The organism is Corynebacterium pseudokroppenstedtii (assembly GCF_019754945.1).
In the GTDB taxonomy this organism is placed as follows: Bacteria; Actinomycetota; Actinomycetes; order Mycobacteriales; family Mycobacteriaceae; genus Corynebacterium; species Corynebacterium pseudokroppenstedtii.
Genome location: NZ_JAEUWU010000005.1, coordinates 183,352 through 200,718, shown reverse-complemented (window position 1 = coordinate 200,718; position 17,367 = coordinate 183,352). Strand labels below are relative to the sequence as shown.

Annotated in this window: 15 protein-coding genes; 13 read left to right on the top strand and 2 right to left on the bottom strand. The window is 58.4% G+C overall.

The window, feature by feature from the left end:
• The first annotated feature begins 114 nt into the window (after positions 1–114).
• The 8 genes from JMN36_RS09770 (at position 115) to JMN36_RS09735 (ending at position 8,308) form a co-directional block, all read left to right on the top strand.
• Positions 115–825 carry an energy-coupling factor transporter transmembrane component T gene (locus JMN36_RS09770; RefSeq protein ID WP_204087391.1) on the top strand — a complete coding sequence of 237 codons (711 nt, stop codon included), beginning with the start codon at positions 115–117 and terminating at the stop codon, positions 823–825.
• Positions 822–2,225: an ABC transporter ATP-binding protein gene (locus JMN36_RS09765; RefSeq protein WP_221924346.1), complete on the top strand. Its 1,404-nt coding sequence runs from the start codon at positions 822–824 to the stop codon at positions 2,223–2,225. The genes JMN36_RS09770 and JMN36_RS09765 overlap by 4 nt, the downstream gene beginning before the upstream one ends.
• Complete coding sequence (locus JMN36_RS09760) at positions 2,222–2,815, top strand: MptD family putative ECF transporter S component (protein ID WP_204087393.1); 594 nt, start codon at positions 2,222–2,224, stop codon at positions 2,813–2,815. The genes JMN36_RS09765 and JMN36_RS09760 overlap by 4 nt, the downstream gene beginning before the upstream one ends.
• Before the next feature lie 21 nt (positions 2,816–2,836).
• Complete coding sequence (locus JMN36_RS09755; RefSeq protein ID WP_204087394.1) at positions 2,837–4,669, top strand: ABC transporter ATP-binding protein; 1,833 nt, start codon at positions 2,837–2,839, stop codon at positions 4,667–4,669.
• Positions 4,666–6,450 (top strand): ABC transporter ATP-binding protein, encoded by a 1,785-nt coding sequence (locus JMN36_RS09750; protein ID WP_204087395.1) that lies wholly within the window; start codon positions 4,666–4,668, stop codon positions 6,448–6,450. The genes JMN36_RS09755 and JMN36_RS09750 overlap by 4 nt, the downstream gene beginning before the upstream one ends.
• Positions 6,447–7,094 carry a TetR/AcrR family transcriptional regulator gene (locus JMN36_RS09745; protein WP_204087396.1) on the top strand — a complete coding sequence of 216 codons (648 nt, stop codon included), beginning with the start codon at positions 6,447–6,449 and terminating at the stop codon, positions 7,092–7,094. The genes JMN36_RS09750 and JMN36_RS09745 overlap by 4 nt, the downstream gene beginning before the upstream one ends.
• An 83-nt stretch (positions 7,095–7,177) precedes the next feature.
• Positions 7,178–7,645, top strand: coding sequence for a DUF3151 domain-containing protein (locus tag JMN36_RS09740; protein WP_204087397.1), 468 nt, complete (start codon positions 7,178–7,180; stop codon positions 7,643–7,645).
• Positions 7,646–7,696: 51 nt separating this feature from the next.
• Positions 7,697–8,308 carry a hypothetical protein gene (locus tag JMN36_RS09735; protein ID WP_204087398.1) on the top strand — a complete coding sequence of 204 codons (612 nt, stop codon included), beginning with the start codon at positions 7,697–7,699 and terminating at the stop codon, positions 8,306–8,308.
• Between the two features lie 97 nt (positions 8,309–8,405).
• Here the strand turns inward: JMN36_RS09735 and JMN36_RS09730 are convergent, their stop codons facing one another.
• Positions 8,406–9,470, bottom strand: coding sequence for a Cj0069 family protein (locus JMN36_RS09730; RefSeq protein ID WP_204087399.1), 1,065 nt, complete (start codon positions 9,468–9,470; stop codon positions 8,406–8,408).
• A 355-nt stretch (positions 9,471–9,825) separates the two neighbouring features.
• Between JMN36_RS09730 and JMN36_RS09725 the strand changes: the two genes are divergently transcribed.
• From JMN36_RS09725 to JMN36_RS09705, 5 genes are all read left to right on the top strand, one after another.
• Complete coding sequence (locus tag JMN36_RS09725; protein ID WP_204087400.1) at positions 9,826–10,704, top strand: sulfurtransferase; 879 nt, start codon at positions 9,826–9,828, stop codon at positions 10,702–10,704.
• Positions 10,705–11,064: 360 nt separating this feature from the next.
• A complete protein-coding gene (locus JMN36_RS09720) occupies positions 11,065–12,855 on the top strand; it encodes an acetyl/propionyl/methylcrotonyl-CoA carboxylase subunit alpha (RefSeq protein ID WP_221924345.1) in 1,791 nt (596 codons plus the stop codon).
• 74 nt (positions 12,856–12,929) lie between these two features.
• Entirely contained in the window at positions 12,930–14,408 is a 1,479-nt protein-coding gene (locus JMN36_RS09715; RefSeq protein WP_236881862.1) for a nucleobase:cation symporter-2 family protein, read from the top strand.
• Between the two features lie 75 nt (positions 14,409–14,483).
• Entirely contained in the window at positions 14,484–15,125 is a 642-nt protein-coding gene (locus JMN36_RS09710; protein ID WP_221924343.1) for a DUF1707 SHOCT-like domain-containing protein, read from the top strand.
• Between the two features lie 82 nt (positions 15,126–15,207).
• Positions 15,208–15,732: a GNAT family N-acetyltransferase gene (locus JMN36_RS09705; RefSeq protein WP_221924342.1), complete on the top strand. Its 525-nt coding sequence runs from the start codon at positions 15,208–15,210 to the stop codon at positions 15,730–15,732.
• Between the two features lie 54 nt (positions 15,733–15,786).
• On the opposite strand, the gene JMN36_RS09700 is transcribed toward JMN36_RS09705, so the two are convergent.
• Positions 15,787–17,193: an NAD(P)H-quinone dehydrogenase gene (locus JMN36_RS09700; RefSeq protein WP_221924341.1), complete on the bottom strand. Its 1,407-nt coding sequence runs from the start codon at positions 17,191–17,193 to the stop codon at positions 15,787–15,789.
• Positions 17,194–17,367 lie beyond the last annotated feature (174 nt).

The following is a 17,367-nucleotide window of genomic DNA, read 5'->3' as shown; positions in this document are numbered from 1 at the left end:
CGACGTCGACTCGTCGGGTGAGAAATATCAAATAAAACCTTATTGACACCCCAGCCCACCTGCCCTATATTTATTAATTGCTTTAATTTTTCATAATGTAGTTAGGGCTAACACATGTGGACGCGGTCACGCAGAGGCATACATGCGGATCCACGAACCCTCGCGCTCTACGTGATTGTCTGCAACCTCGTCGTGATGGGTAGCTCATCGTTACCGCTCATCGCCCTGACCCTCATCATCATCGGAGTATTTCTCGCTGCCACCACTCCACTCGCCTTCTCTGCGGGGTGGGCACTTTTCATCGTCGTCTGGGCTGGCTGTTTCTACATCCTCCCCCACCTATGGCACTCACCGGTCTCCGTGTTCCTCACCTTCATCGCGTACTGGATGTTCCGATTCGCAGGGATCGTCGGTGCGACAGTTGCCGCTGTATACGCCATCCGGATCGACGAGATTGGCGCGGTTCTCACTCGGATGCACGCTCCACGTGTTCTTTTCGTTCCCATCATGGTCATCGTCCGGTTCTTCCCCATGGCCGTCGCCGAAATCCAGGCAATCCGTCAGGCCTTAGCACTACGAAAGCTCAACACAATAGGCCCTCTCCGCACTGTCGAATATGTCATTATCCCCTTGCTTGCGGCAGGTGCCCGTCTAGCCGACGAACTCTCTGCAGCGTCCATCATCAAAGGACTCGGATCAGGCCCACGAACCACGATTAGCCACCTCCGGTTTTCCTCCACTGACCTCTGCATACTCATCGCGCTCGGCGTGGTGATGACTTTCCGAGGCTACGAAATGGCGAAAGACTGGGGGTTGATCACATGACGGCCTCCCCCAGTGCCCCGATCACGCTCAGTAACATCAGCTATAAGTACCCCTCTGATCTTTCGCCTGCCTACGGGCTATCGGATATCACGCTGAACCTTGCGCCTGGGTCGGTGACGCTCATCGTCGGCGCATCCGGTTGCGGGAAGTCCACTCTTCTCCGAACGATGAATGGCTTGGTCCCACACTTCTATGGCGGGGACTTCGACGGCGAGGTATTCGCCGGTTGCGACGTAGCCACGACTCAGCTGCATGACATTGGGCGCTATTCATCATCTATTTTCCAGAACCCCCGCACACAGTTCTTCACTTCTCACGTGAACACCGAGCTTGCGTTTTGCCTCGAGAACTATGGCGTGTCGCCGGCGGTGATTGAGGACAAGATCGCCCAAGCCACCCGGCACACCCACATCACGCAGTTCCTCGGCCGGCGCATCGATTCGCTCTCCGGCGGCGAGCTCCAACGCGTCGCGTGCGCATGTGCCCTGGTCGCCGGAGTTGATCTGTACTTCTTCGACGAACCCACCTCGAACCTCTCACCCGAGGCCATCACAGATTTCCGCGAGATTATAAGCGACCTCAAACGCGCCGGGAAGACACTCGTCATTGCCGAGCATCGCCTCCACCTGTTCCGCGATCTTGTTGACGACGTCTACCGCATGGATCATGGCCGCGTCGTCGAACACATGACGGGCGCAGAGCTCTTTTCCCTCGACCGCGAGGAACGCACCGCACGCGGGCTGCGCGCACTGTCTTTTACCGACGCCCACGTTCCTCCGCCTCCGCCGTCGGACAATGGCTTAGTTCTACGGAACCTCCAGTTTTCCTACACACGGGACCACCCGGTGTTGTCCTACCCGCTGCTGTCTTTCCCGTCGGGAAAAATAACGGCCATCACCGGGCACAACGGAGTAGGAAAATCGACCTTGGCCCGCGCCATCTGTGGCCTCAACAAGGCGCAGGGTTCATTCGAATACGAGGGCCGTCCGCTGCCCCGTCGTCGTCGACGACAACACTGTGCCTTCGTCTTGCAAGACGTTCGGCGTCAGTTATTCAGCGACACCGTGACCGGGGAAATCACCCTCGGGTGCTCCACCGATACCGACACGGATCATCTACTCGGGGAACTCGGCCTCACCGACGTCGCCGACCGTCACCCCCTGTCCTTATCTGGCGGCCAGGCCCAGCGATTAGCAATCGCGACAGCCATCGCCGCCGACAAAAGAATTGTCATTTTCGACGAACCCACGTCAGGCGTCGACGCCCACCACCTACGTGGAATTGCCTCACTGCTCCGGCAGCTCGCGATCGACGGGCGAGTGGTCATCGTCATTACCCACGACTCAGAACTGATCGGCCTCTGTGCAGATCACGAATTACACCTGGAAGGATGCTCATGAAGATTTCGCTTTCCACACGCGATCTCATCAACATCGCTATCTTTGCCGTCATTGACTTCGTCTTCTTCTACATCTGCGGAATGGTCGGTTTTATTGGGCCAGCCTTCATGTTCGTTGGGTGGGCGGTAGGAATCATCGGCGGCGGGGTCATCATCGCTTTGCTGGTGTCCCGCGTTCCCAAGCTCGGCGCGTTAACACTTACCGGGTTCATCATCGGCTTAGGCATGGCACCGGGACACACCATATGGATCATCCCGGTTGGCCTCGTCATCTGGTTTATTGCCGATCTCATTGCCACAGAAGGCGGCCGTGCCACCCGTGTTCGCCCCACTAATTTCATCGTCGCCTATGCAGTGACACAGATCTGGATGATTGTTCCCCTTCTGCCCATGGTCTTTAACAGTGACAGCTACTACGAGCAGGTGAGTGAACAAATGGGCGATTCCTACGCGAACGATATGCAGGCACTGTTCTCTGTGCCGGTCCTCGTGGGGTGGGGAATCACTGTTGTCATCCTCGGCATTATCGGAGGGTGGTTCGGTGTCCGCATGAGCCGTAAGCATTTCGAGCGGGCCGGCCTCGCGCGGTAATCCGTCACCAAGGAGAAAACAATGACTTCAGTTACCGCTGACTCATCCACACCATCACCGTCGTCACAATCAGCATCGACGGCTGCCGCCGAGAGTTACTCAAACAAAAGAAAAGCCAGCCAAGCCGCACTCAAACAGCTCATCAAGCCAGTTCAGAGCCGGCTGCTGGTGTGCAGGATCCTGGCTTTCGCATCGTGCATCGTCGCCGTCGCCCCCTATGTCGCACTCACCCACATCGGTGATCATCTTCTTAACGACGGTAGCCACGACGACATCAAACGCAACGCCATCATTCTTGTCTACGCCTTCCTGACGCAGGCGTTCTTGTACACGCTTGCGCTGGCTATTTCGCACTTCGCAGATTTGCGGTTGCGCGACACGATCCAGAGCAAGATGGTAAAGACCCTTGCGCGGGCGCCCCTGTCGTGGTTCAGCGACACCTCGACCGGCAAAGTGCGCAAAGCAATTAACGACGACGTCAAACAAGTGCATACGCTCATCGCCCACGCCCCCGTGGAACAAACTGCGGCGGTCGCCGGGCCACTGGTTCTCCTGGCGTACGCATTCATCGTCGACTGGAGGCTCGGTCTCCTCTCCATCGCCACGTTCCCCATTTACGGCGCGCTACAAGCACTCACCATGAGAAACATGGGCACCAAAACCGCCGAAATGGACGACAAACTGGGCGATATTTCCTCCGCAGCGGTCGAACTGACCGAGGGCATCTACGTCGTCAAGAATTTCGGACGAACCGGAGAGACGCACGCCCGCTTTACCCAGGCATGTAAAGACTTTGCCTCCTTCTATTGGGAATGGTGTGGGCCACTCATCCGCGCCTCGGCCCTATCACTTTCGTTCATCTCGGTCTCGACACTCATGGCCATCAACGTGGGATTTGGGCTGCTGATGGCCAGCGCGGGATGGGTCACGGTCCCCGAGGTTCTCACCTGTTCCCTCATCGCGCTGATCCTCCCGCGGACGATTGAGGTTCTGGGATCGACGGCGTGGGCGTATCAGCAAGCAGGCAACGCAGCGCTACGCCTCAAGGGAGTGCTGGATACCGAACAAATTCCTTATCCCGAGGAGCGCAATCCCGAGGAGGACAAAGCTCCAGCCAGCGCTGGTGACCAGGACATCGTCTTCTCGCACGTTTCCTTTGCCTACTCCACTGCCGACGGCAAAGTCGACGCCCTGCGCGATATCAACCTCCGACTTCGCCCCAACACGGTGACAGCCCTCGTCGGCCCGTCGGGGTCCGGGAAATCCACACTTGCAACAATGCTCGCCCGCTTCCGCGATCCCGATTCGGGAACGATCACCATCGGCGGCACACCGCTAACAGAGTTAAGCGAACGGGAGCTCTATTCCACAGTGTCCTTCGTCCTACAAAACCCCTACTTGCAGGACCTCCCGATCCGCGACATCATCTCGCTGCCCCGCCCCGACGCATCCGACGACGCAATACGCGAAGCCGCACGTCAGGCCAACATTCTCGACGACATCGAAGCGCTGCCCCACGGTTTTGATACCACCCTCGGCGGGCAAACAGACTTTTCCGGCGGTCAGAAGCAGCGGCTAGCGATCGCCCGCGCTCTCCTTGCCGACGCCCCCGTCCTCGTCCTCGACGAAGCCACCACCGCCACCGACCCGGATTGTGAGGCGGACATCCAACGCGCACTCGCCCAGCTTGCACGTGGTCGGACGGTCCTCGCGATCGGGCACCACGCCGAATCCGTCGCCGGTGCTGACCATATTTGTGTCATGGAGCACGGCCGCATCGTCGCCCAAGGCACCGCCGATGAGCTGGCCGAGCAGCCCTTCTGGAAGCATCTCACACAAGGAGTCGCACAATGAGCTCTGAATCTCAATCCACCCTTGCGTGGGCACGTAACCTGCTCCTTATTAAGGACTTCCGGCACATCCTCACCGCCGAAGGCTATAAGAGGTTCACCCGCAGCCTGTGGTTTGCCGTGGTCCTCGGCATTATCGAAGGCGTGGGCATCTTCGCGGTGATCCCCGCCATCACCGCCTACAGCAATGGCGATACCTCCATGGGGCTCACATGGCCGCAATGGATCCTGGTTCTCATTGTTCTCGCCATCGCCGGGGCCATCATGACCTACGCCCAGCAAACAACCGGGTATATGGCGGCCATGGATCTGCTGCGCAATTGCACTGTTAACGTCGGCAATAAAGTAGCTCGGCTCCCCCTGGGGTGGTTCGACCGCACGATGTCCTCGCGGTTATCCATCCTCCTCACCCAATCACTCATGCAGATTGGTGAGGGTGCGGCGCACTTCCTCGGGCCACTGGTTCGTGGTTTAACCACCATGATCGTGATGACCGTCCTGGCCTGGTTCTGGGCATGGCAACTTGGGCTCGTCTTCTTGATCGCCATTCCGGTCATACTTTTATTAACGACGGGAACCCGCGCGCTGAAACGTGCCGGCGAACGGATGACTATTCCGACGGAAATCGACTTCGCCAGCCGTGTGGTGGAATTTGCGCACACGCAGCCGTCACTGAGGGCCTCCGGGCGAGCACAGTCGTATGAACCGCTCGACCGCGCACGATCTGGCAACTACCGCAGCCATGCTAAAGACCTGTGGGTGAGCCTGGCGGGCAATGTGATCTCAGGGATCGGCGCACAAGCTATCACCGTGGCGCTCATTATCGTGGCCGTAGTGTTGGGCACAAGCGGCACGTTGACCCCCATTGCAACAGTGGCATTCATCGGTGTGTCGCTTCGATTCTCAAAAATCCTTGAGGAGATCGTCGGCAATACTCTGGCTATTGAAGTTGCACGTCAGCCTATTGGGCAGGTCGAAGAGATTATGTCCGCACCCGAATTGCCGACGCCTGCCAAACGTGTATCGCTCCCCGAACCGGGCACAGTGGCAATGAAGTCAGCAACGTTCGGGTACCACAGCGGCAACCCCGTCGTTCATGACGTGTCTTTTACTGCACCTCAACACGGTCTTACTGCGATCGTCGGCCCGTCGGGAAGCGGAAAGACAACGCTCTTCCGCCTCATAGCCCGCTTTTGGGATGTCGACTCGGGAAGCGTCAGCGTCGGCGGTGTCGATGTCAAGGAACAGCCCACTGAGCAGCTGATGGAACAGATTGCCATGGTGTTCCAGGATGTGTATCTCTACGACACCACCCTGTACGAGAACATCAAGGTCGGAAACGACGATGCCACCGACGATGACGTGTACCACGCTGGAGCCCTGGCCGGTGTTCATGAAATTGCTGAGCGGCTCCCCGGTGGGTGGCACTCCACCGTGGGTGAGGGCGGAAACCGCCTCTCTGGTGGCGAGCGTCAACGCGTTTCCATCGCGCGGGCTTTGCTCAAGCAGGCGCCCATCGTGTTGTTCGATGAGGCGACGTCGGCATTGGATCCCGACAATGAGGCGAACATCGAGCAGGCCATCAATGACCTCCGGGATCGCTCGACGGTGCTTGTTATTGCGCATAAGCTCAACACGATCCGCGATGCTGACAAGATCGTCGTGCTCGATGAGGATGGTAACGTTGTGCAGGTCGGCACCCACGATGAACTCATCGCATCGAGTGGAATGTACCAACACCTATGGAGTGCCCGCGAAGCAGCACAAGGATGGTCATTAATTTGAGTCCCGGGCCCGGTCGCAAACCCGTCTTCGATAAGGAACAGGCTGTACAAGCCGCGCTCGAGGAAGGCGTCGCTACTTTTAGTCTCCGGGGGGTTGCCGACAAACTCGGGATCAAGCCCCCGGCGCTGTACCGGATGTTTTCCTCCCGGGACGAACTCCAAGCAGCGGCGATGCAAAAGCTTGCCGAGCACATCAATGACCCGGCCGTGGCCACGACGTGGCAGGACGCGCTGAGGCTGTTTAGCTCACGATCATGGGACCTTTTTTCCCGTTATCCCGAGGCGCCCACGGTGATCATGACCAAACCCGAGGCCATTATCGGTGTTCTGCCTGGATTCAGAAGGCTCATTGATCGGCTGGTTCGCCTCAATATTCCCGGTGGGTTCCCGTCCGCGTCATTCGCCGTGGACTTTATTGGGGATATCACCATCACCACGTTTATTCAGATGCGGTCGTTCACAACAACCGACGACGCTGGAGAAACTCCGCTTGACCGGTACACCACATCGGCCGATGACAACGATGATGTCTTCGGTATGAAGGACATGCCGGGAACAGGTTTCCTGGACAGCAAAGTTGAATTCATCATTGCCGGTATTGAGCACGGAATCGGGCCGGGGAATAGCGAGCCTGAAGCTAGTTAGCCGACGGCGGTGGCCGCCGGCGCGCCGAAGGGCAGGCAATCCAGTCCCTAGCATTGTTATGTAGGCGCATTTAAACTGGGCCTATGAGTGAGCACCGTGATTTCCTAGCCCCCGCGCCCGTCGAACTACCCGCCGATCCCGCAAAAGCGCTGATTGACGAGGGAAAGAACCTCAACGACGTCGTCGTCGCCGTGCCCACAAGTTCACTCGCATGGGCAGAACTTGCCGAAGATGCACTGCGTTCTGTCGACGTGACTACTGCTCAGAGTTCCGACGATCATCGCCATGCGGCCGTTGCGGCCTACGCGTACGCGCGAACGGGTTATCACCGCGGCCTTGATGCCTTGCGCGCGAACGGCTGGAAAGGATGGGGCTCGGTGCCGTGGTCGCATGAGCCGAACCGCGGGGTTCTCCGAGCTATTGCTGCTCTTGCGCTCGCTGCCCGAGCTATTGGGGAAGATAACGAATACGACCGCTGCCGGAAACTCCTCGAGGACTCTGATCCGTCATGTGTCTCATCGTTGATAGATGATCAGCTCGGCGCAAAGTAGTCGGCACAGAATAGACGGCGCAGCGAGTAACGACATAAGGAGTGACAGCCGATGTCAGTTCTATTAGGTGTCTTGTTCTTTTTCGGGCTCCCGCTGATGGTGTGGTACGTCATCATCCGCGCGACCTACCGGATTGAAACTGCGAGTCGATCGGCTCGCCGACGTGGAGTGCCGGATAACCAAGCCGGAGTCCAGGCGGAAAACAACGAGGCAGGTACAGTCCCGAATGGCGTCCCCGCCACGCGTGAATTCACCATTTTCTTCTGGTCAATCGTGGCGTCCCTGGTCTCTGCCGGTGTGTGTTTAACCTGGTCACCGACAACCATGCCGACGTGGCCTCCCCCGACAAACACCGCGCCGTATCAAATCGTTGCCGTCATGGTTCTGATAGTGGGATCAGCGTCAGCACTGTCCTGCCTCACGCCACGCATCTACACGGGTGCATACACCGCCGCGGCGGGGATTTACGCCGGGTTCGCCATCCCGTTCATTTACCTCGCGCACCAGGATCCGACCGGCCAAAGTGGCATCGGCGTCGTCATTCTCGACATCTTTGGCAACATCGGCCTCGTCATTGTTCTGTCCATTTTCGGCGCCATCCGCGTGTGGTGGTTACGTCGCAAAGGTCGTCGTCAGGCTCGACGCACAGCAAAGCAGAACTAGCGCCACACTAAAGCCACACACCAATTACCCCCACCGATCACAGATCGATGGGGGCAGATTGTTATAACAACCGGGCTATAACAACCAGTCAGAGCTGTTAAGCGTTGGCTTCCTCAACACGGCGGATTGCTTCGTCGGCAACCATTTCCTGGATGCCCATGTCCAGCTCAGAGGTGAATCCCACGCACGAGCAGTTGATCTCGCCCAGCACGTAGGTGTCCTCGCCGTCCTCACCGTCGTCAAGCATGAAGTCAGCGGTCCAGATCAGCGGCACGTTGCCGTCGCCACCCAACTTGTCGGCAATAACAGGGCGGACAGCGGCGAATTCGTCGATTAGGTCCTGCCACTCTTCCGGCTTGTCGTAGGTGTATTGCGCGCCAGAGAACAGGGTGGCCGAGAAGTTTTCCCCACCGGCGGCTGGCTTCTTGTGAACGACGAAAACGGGCTTGTCGCCGACGAGGAGGATGCGGATTTCACCCTCCACGATGCGGGGCATGAAGCGCATGTCCACGAGCATGCCGTTATCGCCGACGATGTACTGGTCACAGAAGTCCATGAACTCGCCGAGCTTCTTGTGCTCGGTGTGGTTATCGACGGCTTCCGTGCAGACCAGCATGGTGTCGAGCGGAAGAGCGGTGCCCGGCTCAACGGAGTCGGCTAGTTCCTTGTCTTCGATGCGAACACGCCAGATGCCCGAACCCGTGGATCCGCGGTTCTGCTTGAGCACGCGCTCGCCGTACGAGAGGGACTTCGGGAAGGTCTCGTGGAAGCTCTCGACGTCGTAGTACGCTGCCGTGTCCGAGGGCACGAGCGACGTGTCGTTGAGCTTCACCAGCGCATCTTTCGCGCCGTAGTCCATCATCTTTTCAGGGCTCGACATGCCGACGAGGCCAGCGTCGCTCAAACGGGTAAGCAACTCGAAGTAGCCCTTTTCACCACCGGGAATGTTGCCGGGGTTCACGCGAGAAATGTAGCCGCCTGAGGTTTTGGATACTTTCTCGAAGATTTCGTCGGCCTTGGTGTTGTCGTAGTAGATGACCTCTGAATCCCAGCCGTCGTGAGCTTTAATTGCGTTAACGATGGGCATCGTGTCTTTGCGGTGACCATCGGGTCCCTTGTCGTTTCCGCCTTCAACTTCGAACACAACGATGTTCTTCTGCACTGGCTATTCTCCTCGGTATTGCCGTCGGTTGGTGTTATCAACGTAAACCCGGCTCTCCACTGTGGGATATAGGGTGAGCACCGTCTACGTCTCGCGCCCCCATGTGGTGTGGGTGCAGGTCACTACCATCTTCAGAGTCCTCTAATCCCTACTGCACAAGCCCTGAATTAATGGATGTACCAGCTAAAACACTAATAGACCTCCCCGGGCCACGCTGGATATTGAGCTGTGGGAAATAACACCACCCGTTTTCACCCCCGAGTGCGGTTATATTCCACCGCTGTTACTTGCGCAGAAGGGATCGCTACCCACTGTCCCCCTCCCCCACCCCAGGTTTCTTATAGGATTGGGAACCATGGCCGCGCCACTTGACCCCCACCCCTTGCTTCAGGACTACGCCCACCCGGAAAAAGTTGTTACCTCACAATGGTTGGGGGCAAAATTGGGCACTCCCGACGTTCACGTCGTCGAGTCGGACGAAGACAGTTTGCTCTACGATCTCGGCCACATCCCCACGGCCATTCGCATTGATTGGCGACGGGACCTCTCCGATCCAATCACCAGAAACGTCATCTCCCCCGAAGCGTTTGCGCGATTGATGCGCGAGAAGGGGATCCGCCGAGAAGACACCGTCGTTATCTATGGCGACCACTCCAACTGGTGGGCGGCCTTCGCGTTCTGGGTTTTCACCCTCTACGGGCACCCCGATGTTCGCCTGCTCAACGGCGGCCGCGATGCGTGGATCAGGGCCGAGCGAGAAACAACATTCGCCGTCCCGGAGAACCCGGAGTCCACCTACCCCGTGCCAGATGTGTGCACGACGGGACTGATCTCCGTTGGCGACCTCCGCACATCCTACGAATCATCCCAGCTTATCGACGTCCGTACACCCGAGGAATACCGCGGCGGAACCCCCGATGACGCCTCGTCGTCGACGGCGAAATCAACGTTGCGGACCGGCCACATTCCCGGCGCGGTGAATATTCCATGGGATTCGACGGTGTATCCGAATAGCAATTTCCGCAGCATGGAGGAATTGCGCGAGATTTTCGGTGAGTTGGATTCGTCGAACCCGACGGTGACCTATTGCGTGACGGGTGAGCGCAGTGCTCATACGTGGTTCGTGTTGCGTTATTTGTTGGGATGGGATGACGTGAAGAGCTATTACGGCTCGTGGGCCGAGTGGGGGAACATGGTGGGGATGCCCATCGCGCGCGGTGACCGCCCGCTCTGATGTAGTCCGCTTTTATCTATTACCCCCGTATTTACCCCTTATTGAATTTCGTAGCGAACTTTGTTTATCAGCCTGTCGCGGTACAGCTGCGGGTCATTTCATATTTAGCCCCCCTATTGAGGGCGATCAGCTCGCCAAAGTTCACGGGTCTTAGCCACCATTGTGCCAGAATTAAAGCTGTCCATTGAATATGTGCATCTGGACACGATTACCGCGAGTTCGTCGCCGCTTGGCCGGAGTGAATGCCCTTGATCCCTGATGATGGGGCGTTGACGATAGTTAACCAGCCCAGGCCTGCCCGCGTGACCGACTACTGATGCACACCAGCCGAGAGTTGCACAGCGAATACAGGAGGGTTTCGTGTCCGCCGACAGTAAGACAATCGAGACCAAAAAAATCACGAAAGTTCTCGTCGCCAACCGTGGTGAGATCGCGGTTCGTGTGATCCGCGCCGCCAAGGACGCTGGGATCCCCAGCGTTGCGGTCTATGCCGAGCCCGATGCCGAGGCGCCGTTCGTCCATCTTGCCGACGAAGCCTTCGCACTGGGTGGCCAAACATCTGCAGATTCGTACTTGAATTTCGACAAGATTTTAGACGCGGCGAAGAAGTCGGGCGCGAACGCGATCCACCCCGGGTATGGCTTCTTGTCCGAGAACGGTGACTTCGCGGAGGCCGTCGAGAATGCTGGGTTGATCTGGATTGGCCCATCTCCTGATTCGATTCGGAAGCTGGGCGACAAGGTGACGGCCCGCCACATCGCGCTGGCAGCGAATGCTCCTATGGCTCCGGGAACGAAGGAACCCGTCAAGGATGCGGATGAGGTTGTCGAGTTCGCCAAGGAACATGGACTTCCGATTGCGATTAAGGCGGCGTTTGGTGGTGGCGGCCGTGGTATGAAGGTCGCTCACAGTCTGGATGAGGTCCGTGACCTTTACGATTCCGCCGTCCGTGAGTCCATGGCGGCGTTCGGCCGGTCGGAGTGCTTCGTCGAGCGGTACCTGGATAAGGCTCGCCACGTGGAGTGCCAGGTGGTGGCGGACATGCATGGCAATTATGTGGTGGTCTCTACCCGTGACTGTTCGTTGCAGCGTCGTTTCCAGAAGCTCGTGGAGGAGGCCCCCGCCCCCTTCTTGACGGATGAGCAAAATGAGCGTTTGCACCAGTCGGCGAAGGATATTTGCCGCGAGGCTGGGTACTACGGTGCCGGCACCGTCGAATATATGGTTGCCGACGATGGTCTGATTTCCTTCCTGGAGGTGAACACTCGTCTGCAGGTGGAGCACCCCGTGTCGGAGGAAGTGACCGGGTGGGATCTTGTGCAAGAGCAGTTCCGTATCGCGGAGGGTAAGGAATTGTCGCGCAAGGAAGATCCGATTCCGAATGGCCACGCCATTGAGTTCCGTATCAATGGTGAGGATCCGGGCAGCAACTTCATGCCGGCTCCCGGCACGGTCACGAAGTATGTTGAGCCTTCTGGTCCGGGTGTCCGTATGGATTCCGGCATTAATGAGGGCGAGGTCATTGGTGGCCAGTTCGACTCGATGCTGGCCAAGCTCATTGTGTGGGGCAAGGACCGCGACCAGGCGCTTGCCCGCTCGGCCCGCGCCCTGGACGAGTACCAGGTTGAGGGCTTGGCGACGGTGATCCCGTTCGACCGCCACATCGTGAAGAACCCTGCCTTCGTCGGCGACGGCTCCTCCTTCGACGTCTACACGAAGTGGATCGAGCAAGAGTGGATGGAGACCAACCCGATCGAGCCGTACGCGGGTGACACCGATGCGGATGAGGACACCACTCCGTCGCAGAAGGTCGTTGTCGAGATCGACGGCCGACGGGTTGAGGTGGCGCTGCCGGGCGATCTGGCGCTGGGCGGCGGCAATGGTGGCGCCAAGAAGAAGAAGTCGAAGAAGCGTCGCGGTGGCGGCAAGGCGGTGTCGGGTGACGCCGTTGTGGCTCCGATGCAGGGCACCATCATCAAGGTCAATGTTGAGGAAGGCCAGGAAGTTCAGGAAGGCGAGACCGTCGTCGTCCTGGAGGCCATGAAGATGGAGAACCCTGTGAAGGCCACGAAGTCCGGTACGGTTACCGGACTGGATGTGGAAGAGGGCAGGGGTGTCTCCAAGGGAGATCCGCTGATGGAACTCAAGTAGGCGGCGAACGTCGGGCAGTGAACCTTGGCAGGTGATGAACGTCGGCAGGTGGTGCATGACTAACCTAAGTGTTTGTGAGCTCCCCTGCTAAGACCACATCACACTCGAGCCCTAACCACTCTCCCAACCCCTCAGGCCAGGCGATCGCCGTCGATGCCTGGCCCGGCACAGTCAAAGCACTCATTCTCGGCTTCCAGCACGTGCTGGCGGCCTACGCGGGTGCAGTGGCTGTGCCTCTTTTTGTTGGCTACGCGTTAGTTGACGCTGGCCGGATGTCGTCGTCCGACATTCCACATTTAATTGCTGCCGACCTGTTAGTCGCTGGCATCGCGACAATAGTTCAGTCTGTTGGTCTGTGGCGCTTCGGTGTCCGCCTGCCCCTGATCCAAGGATGCACGTTCTCTGCGGCAATTCCCATGGTGAGTATTGGTTCGCACTATGGTGTGCCCGCCATTTATGGATCAGTGATTGCCTCCGGTCTGTTCATGATCATCTTCGCGCCACTGTTTTCAAGCCTGTTGCGGCTGTTCCCGCCGCTGGTCACAGGCACTGTGTTGCTCATTATTGGGTCAACCCTCATGCCCGTAGCCGCCGACTGGATTGGTGGCGGGTCCGAAGCAAAAGGCACCCACGAATTCGGGACAGGGAAGAACCTGCTGATCGCGTGTTTCGTCTTAGTTTTAATCCTTGTCATTGAGCGCTGGGGGCCGGCGTGGCTGGCCCGCATTTCCGTGCTGGTCGGGATGCTCTCAGGCCTGGTGGCATGCATTCCGCTGGGGATGGTGAACTGGGGTTCCACGGCGTCGGCGCGGTGGATCGGGGCCACACAGCCTTTTTACTTTGGTGCGCCGCATTTTATTCCCTCGGCAATCGGCGCGATGTGCATCGTGTCCCTGGTCACCATGGTGGAGGCCACCGGTGACATTGTCGCGATTGGGGAGATCACCGAGTCCCCCATTGATGACAAACGAATTGCCGACGGTCTCCGCGCCGACGGCGCTGCTACCGTGCTGGGCGGTGTCTTCAACACGTTCCAGTACACGGCATTTGCCCAGAATATCGGCGTGTTGTCGATCACCGGCGTGCGCTCGCGATGGGTAACCTCGGTCGCCGGCGGGATGCTGATCGTGCTCGGTCTGATCCCAAAGACGGCGTCAGTCGTGGCCGCTATTCCAGCACCTGTGTTGGGTGGCGCTGGGATTGCTTTATTCGGGATGGTGGCGGCGTCGGGAGTGAGGACACTCTCCACGGTTCGGTTTAACTCGTCAAACATTTTGGTCGTGGCGATTCCGCTGGCGCTGGCGCTGTTACCCGCAACGTCCCCGACTTTATTTTCACAGATGCCGACATGGGCGCAGACTTTCCTAGGATCCGGGATTTGCATCGGCTCGGTTGCCGCCATTGTGCTGAACCTCATGTTTAACACCGGTACAAGGGCCCCTGCATCGCACAAAGATGGTACGACTGCTCACGACACGCCTCGCGGGTCGTCGTATGGTCTTGCCGACGATGACCATGATGGCTTCGGCGACAATCCCACTGCGCTATCCTGAGGAATAAAGGGATGTCCGGCGCGTGGGCTCGGGTTTCCCGACCAGCGACGCCGATGACACCAAGGAGCGCTTCGGATGCCTACCAACACGGGGCCTTTCCCTTCAGGCGCCTACCGAGTAAGCGATGAGGATCGCCAGCACGCCATCGAGTTATTGGGCATCCACTTCTCACAAGGCCGTTTGACGATTGACGAATATGACCAGAGGGTGTCGGTGGCCTCTGCTGCGCAGAATAATAATGACCTCAACGCACTGTTCACGGACTTACCGGGCCTTCCCTCTGCAACCATTACGAAGAGCTCTCAATCGCTGGTGACGATGGCCGATGGCACTGTTCTTCCTCCTGCGTCGTATGGGCGCAATATACGGTTAGGGTTGCTGCTGGGGTCATCAACTCTTCTGGCTATGCCCGTCGCGATTAATGCCGCGCTCGCACCGATTTTGTTCTTGATCCCCCTGATTTTCATCCTGCTCTACATCATGAAGGTGGGGCCGGAATCGTGGCACACCGCGTCGCGGATCCGCCAAGCGAAGCGTCTGCAGCGCAATCAGCTGAGGCCGCAGAAGGAAGAGCTGGAGTTGGAGCGGCGGAAGCTGCAGCTGGAGCAGAAGCAACGGCGTCGGGATATTCAACAAGAAGCCGTGGGTTCCGCCGTGGATTTTGCGCACACCGTGGTGAATTCCGCGAAAGGAATCTCTGCCCGCCGGCGTCGGTAGGGGTCGCTGGGTTGTAGCGTGCGCTCAATGTCACTCGACGACGCTACGCTGGCCTTCCCTCGGCCTCCTAAAATTGATTCTCATGGAACCCATGCAATTGAACGGCGGCCGCTTTTATCTGCGTCCTTTGTCCGCCGATGACCGCATTAACGACGTCCCCGCGCTGACGCTAGCCGCCGACTGGGCGGATCATTCCAGCGATAAGTCCGCGCACAGTGCCGGTTCGGGCAGCACGATTGATGAAAGTTTCATCGAACTTCGCCGCAATCAATGGCTGACCGGGACGGCTCTATCCTGGGCAGTGTGCGAACAAACTCAGGTTGAAATGCTCGCAGAGGCCATCCTCTTTTCCGACGACGGCGTCATCGTGGATCCGTCCGAGGACAGCGAAGCCTCAAGCGATTATGGTCAGAGCGATGATGCACACAGTGTCCCCAAGGCCACGCACGCGACTCTCTCTATTCGTCCCGCAGGCGACCCGACTCGCGTCGTTCCTAATGAACCGGACGCAGAGAAGAAAACCGTCGGCGATGCTGTTGAGGAAGCCGAGGGAACAATCAAGCGATGGGCCGAAGGTTATCTCGGGCTCACCGTCACCCTCATTTAACAGGGCTTTATGTGGCGTGGGCTCGCCTAACGTTGGAGCCCGCAGGCACCGTCGTTAATCCAAGTCGTCGTGAGCAACCAGGTGTCGGGCAGCCTCTGTCACCGAACCAGAGAGCGACGGGTACACAGAGAACGTCCGGCTCAGGTCCTCGACGGTCAACCGGTTCGTCACCGCAATAGCGATCGGCAAAATCAATTCGGACGCTGACGGGGCAACCACCACACCACCAATGACGATGCCGGAATTCTTGCGGCAGAAAACCTTGACAAAACCGTGGTTAAGGGACCGCATCTTGGCACGCGGATTCCCCTTCAGCGAATAGGTCTCAATTCGCGCGGACACTTCACCCGATTCAATTTGCTTCTGGGATACACCCACCGTTGCCAGCTCCGGGCGGGTAAACACGGCCGACGCCACCGTCCGCAACCGGATCGGCGTGACGCCTTCACCCAAAGCGTGATACATAGCAATACGTCCCTGCATCGCGGCAACGGACGCCAGCGGAAACAAGTCGGTGCAGTCCCCCGCCGCATAAATGCCAGGAACCGACGTCCTGGATACGCGGTCAACCTTGATGTGGCCCGAACGTGTGAGGTCAACCCCCACCTTGTCGAGCCCCAGACCGCGCGTATTCGGCACAGAACCCACGGTCATCAACGCGTGAGAACCCTCCACCTCACGCCCGTCGTTAAGGATGACCTTGATCCCGTTATCGGTGTACTCGACAGCCTTACACCGGCCACGCTTGACCAGGTGAACTCCCCGCTCATCCAGCACATTTTCCAGCACGCGTGCAGCGTCGGAATCCTCATGCGGAAGAATCTGGTCCCCCGAGGCCACCATCGTGACCTCTACCCCCAACTCGGTGAACGCCGACACGAACTCCGCGCCCGTCACACCGGACCCGACAACAATGAGGTGCTCCGGCACTTCCTCCAGGTCATAAATCTGACGCCACGTCAGGATGCGGTTCCCATCGGGCTTCGCGCCGGGGAGGATACGAGGCGTGGCCCCCGTCGCCAAGAGAACAAGGTCACATTCAATTGTTTCTTCTGAACCATCGGCTTGTTCCACCAAAACGCGGTGAATGGTGCGGCCCGGCTCATAATCGTTCAACCTGGCGGTCCCCGGAATCAGGCGAATTTCCGAGGCGATCATTTGCCGCTGCACATCGTCCGACTGCGTCTGAGCCAGGTGCTTGACGCGCTTATTCACTTCCGCGTACGGCAGCCGTTTGCCGTCGTAACCTGCGTGAAAACCCATCGCATCCGCCCGGCGCATGTCCGTACGAATACCCGTGGCAGCAATAAAACTCTTCGACGGTACACAGTCGTGCAGAACACACGATCCCCCCATGCCCTGATCTTCAACGACCGTGACCTCCGCACCATATTTCGCACCTGCTAATGCGGCTTCATACCCCGCCGGGCCTCCGCCGATAATCACGATCCGTTTAGCCACCAGTTCGCTCCTCGATGTGGTGATGTTTCAGGGGCATACTCAACGCCCAGAGACAAGGACCGAACCCGGCACACGGTCACATGTGCAAGGCTCACTACGGCCGTCGTCAAGGCGCAGCTCGTCTCTTTCAGAATAAACTAAACCCCACACATAACCCTGGTTCGGGCTAAAAGC

What these genes read in the sequence shown, in the direction of transcription:
- JMN36_RS09725 (WP_204087400.1), top strand. Translation starts at nt 9,826, where the DNA reads ATGGCCGCGCCACTTGACCCCCACCCCTTGCTTCAGGACTACGCCCAC.
- JMN36_RS09750 (WP_204087395.1), top strand. Translation starts at nt 4,666, where the DNA reads ATGAGCTCTGAATCTCAATCCACCCTTGCGTGGGCACGTAACCTGCTC.
- JMN36_RS09770 (WP_204087391.1), top strand. Translation starts at nt 115, where the DNA reads ATGTGGACGCGGTCACGCAGAGGCATACATGCGGATCCACGAACCCTC.
- JMN36_RS09740 (WP_204087397.1), top strand. Translation starts at nt 7,178, where the DNA reads ATGAGTGAGCACCGTGATTTCCTAGCCCCCGCGCCCGTCGAACTACCC.
- JMN36_RS09755 (WP_204087394.1), top strand. Translation starts at nt 2,837, where the DNA reads ATGACTTCAGTTACCGCTGACTCATCCACACCATCACCGTCGTCACAA.
- JMN36_RS09735 (WP_204087398.1), top strand. Translation starts at nt 7,697, where the DNA reads ATGTCAGTTCTATTAGGTGTCTTGTTCTTTTTCGGGCTCCCGCTGATG.
- JMN36_RS09710 (WP_221924343.1), top strand. Translation starts at nt 14,484, where the DNA reads ATGCCTACCAACACGGGGCCTTTCCCTTCAGGCGCCTACCGAGTAAGC.
- JMN36_RS09705 (WP_221924342.1), top strand. Translation starts at nt 15,208, where the DNA reads ATGGAACCCATGCAATTGAACGGCGGCCGCTTTTATCTGCGTCCTTTG.
- JMN36_RS09765 (WP_221924346.1), top strand. Translation starts at nt 822, where the DNA reads ATGACGGCCTCCCCCAGTGCCCCGATCACGCTCAGTAACATCAGCTAT.
- JMN36_RS09760 (WP_204087393.1), top strand. Translation starts at nt 2,222, where the DNA reads ATGAAGATTTCGCTTTCCACACGCGATCTCATCAACATCGCTATCTTT.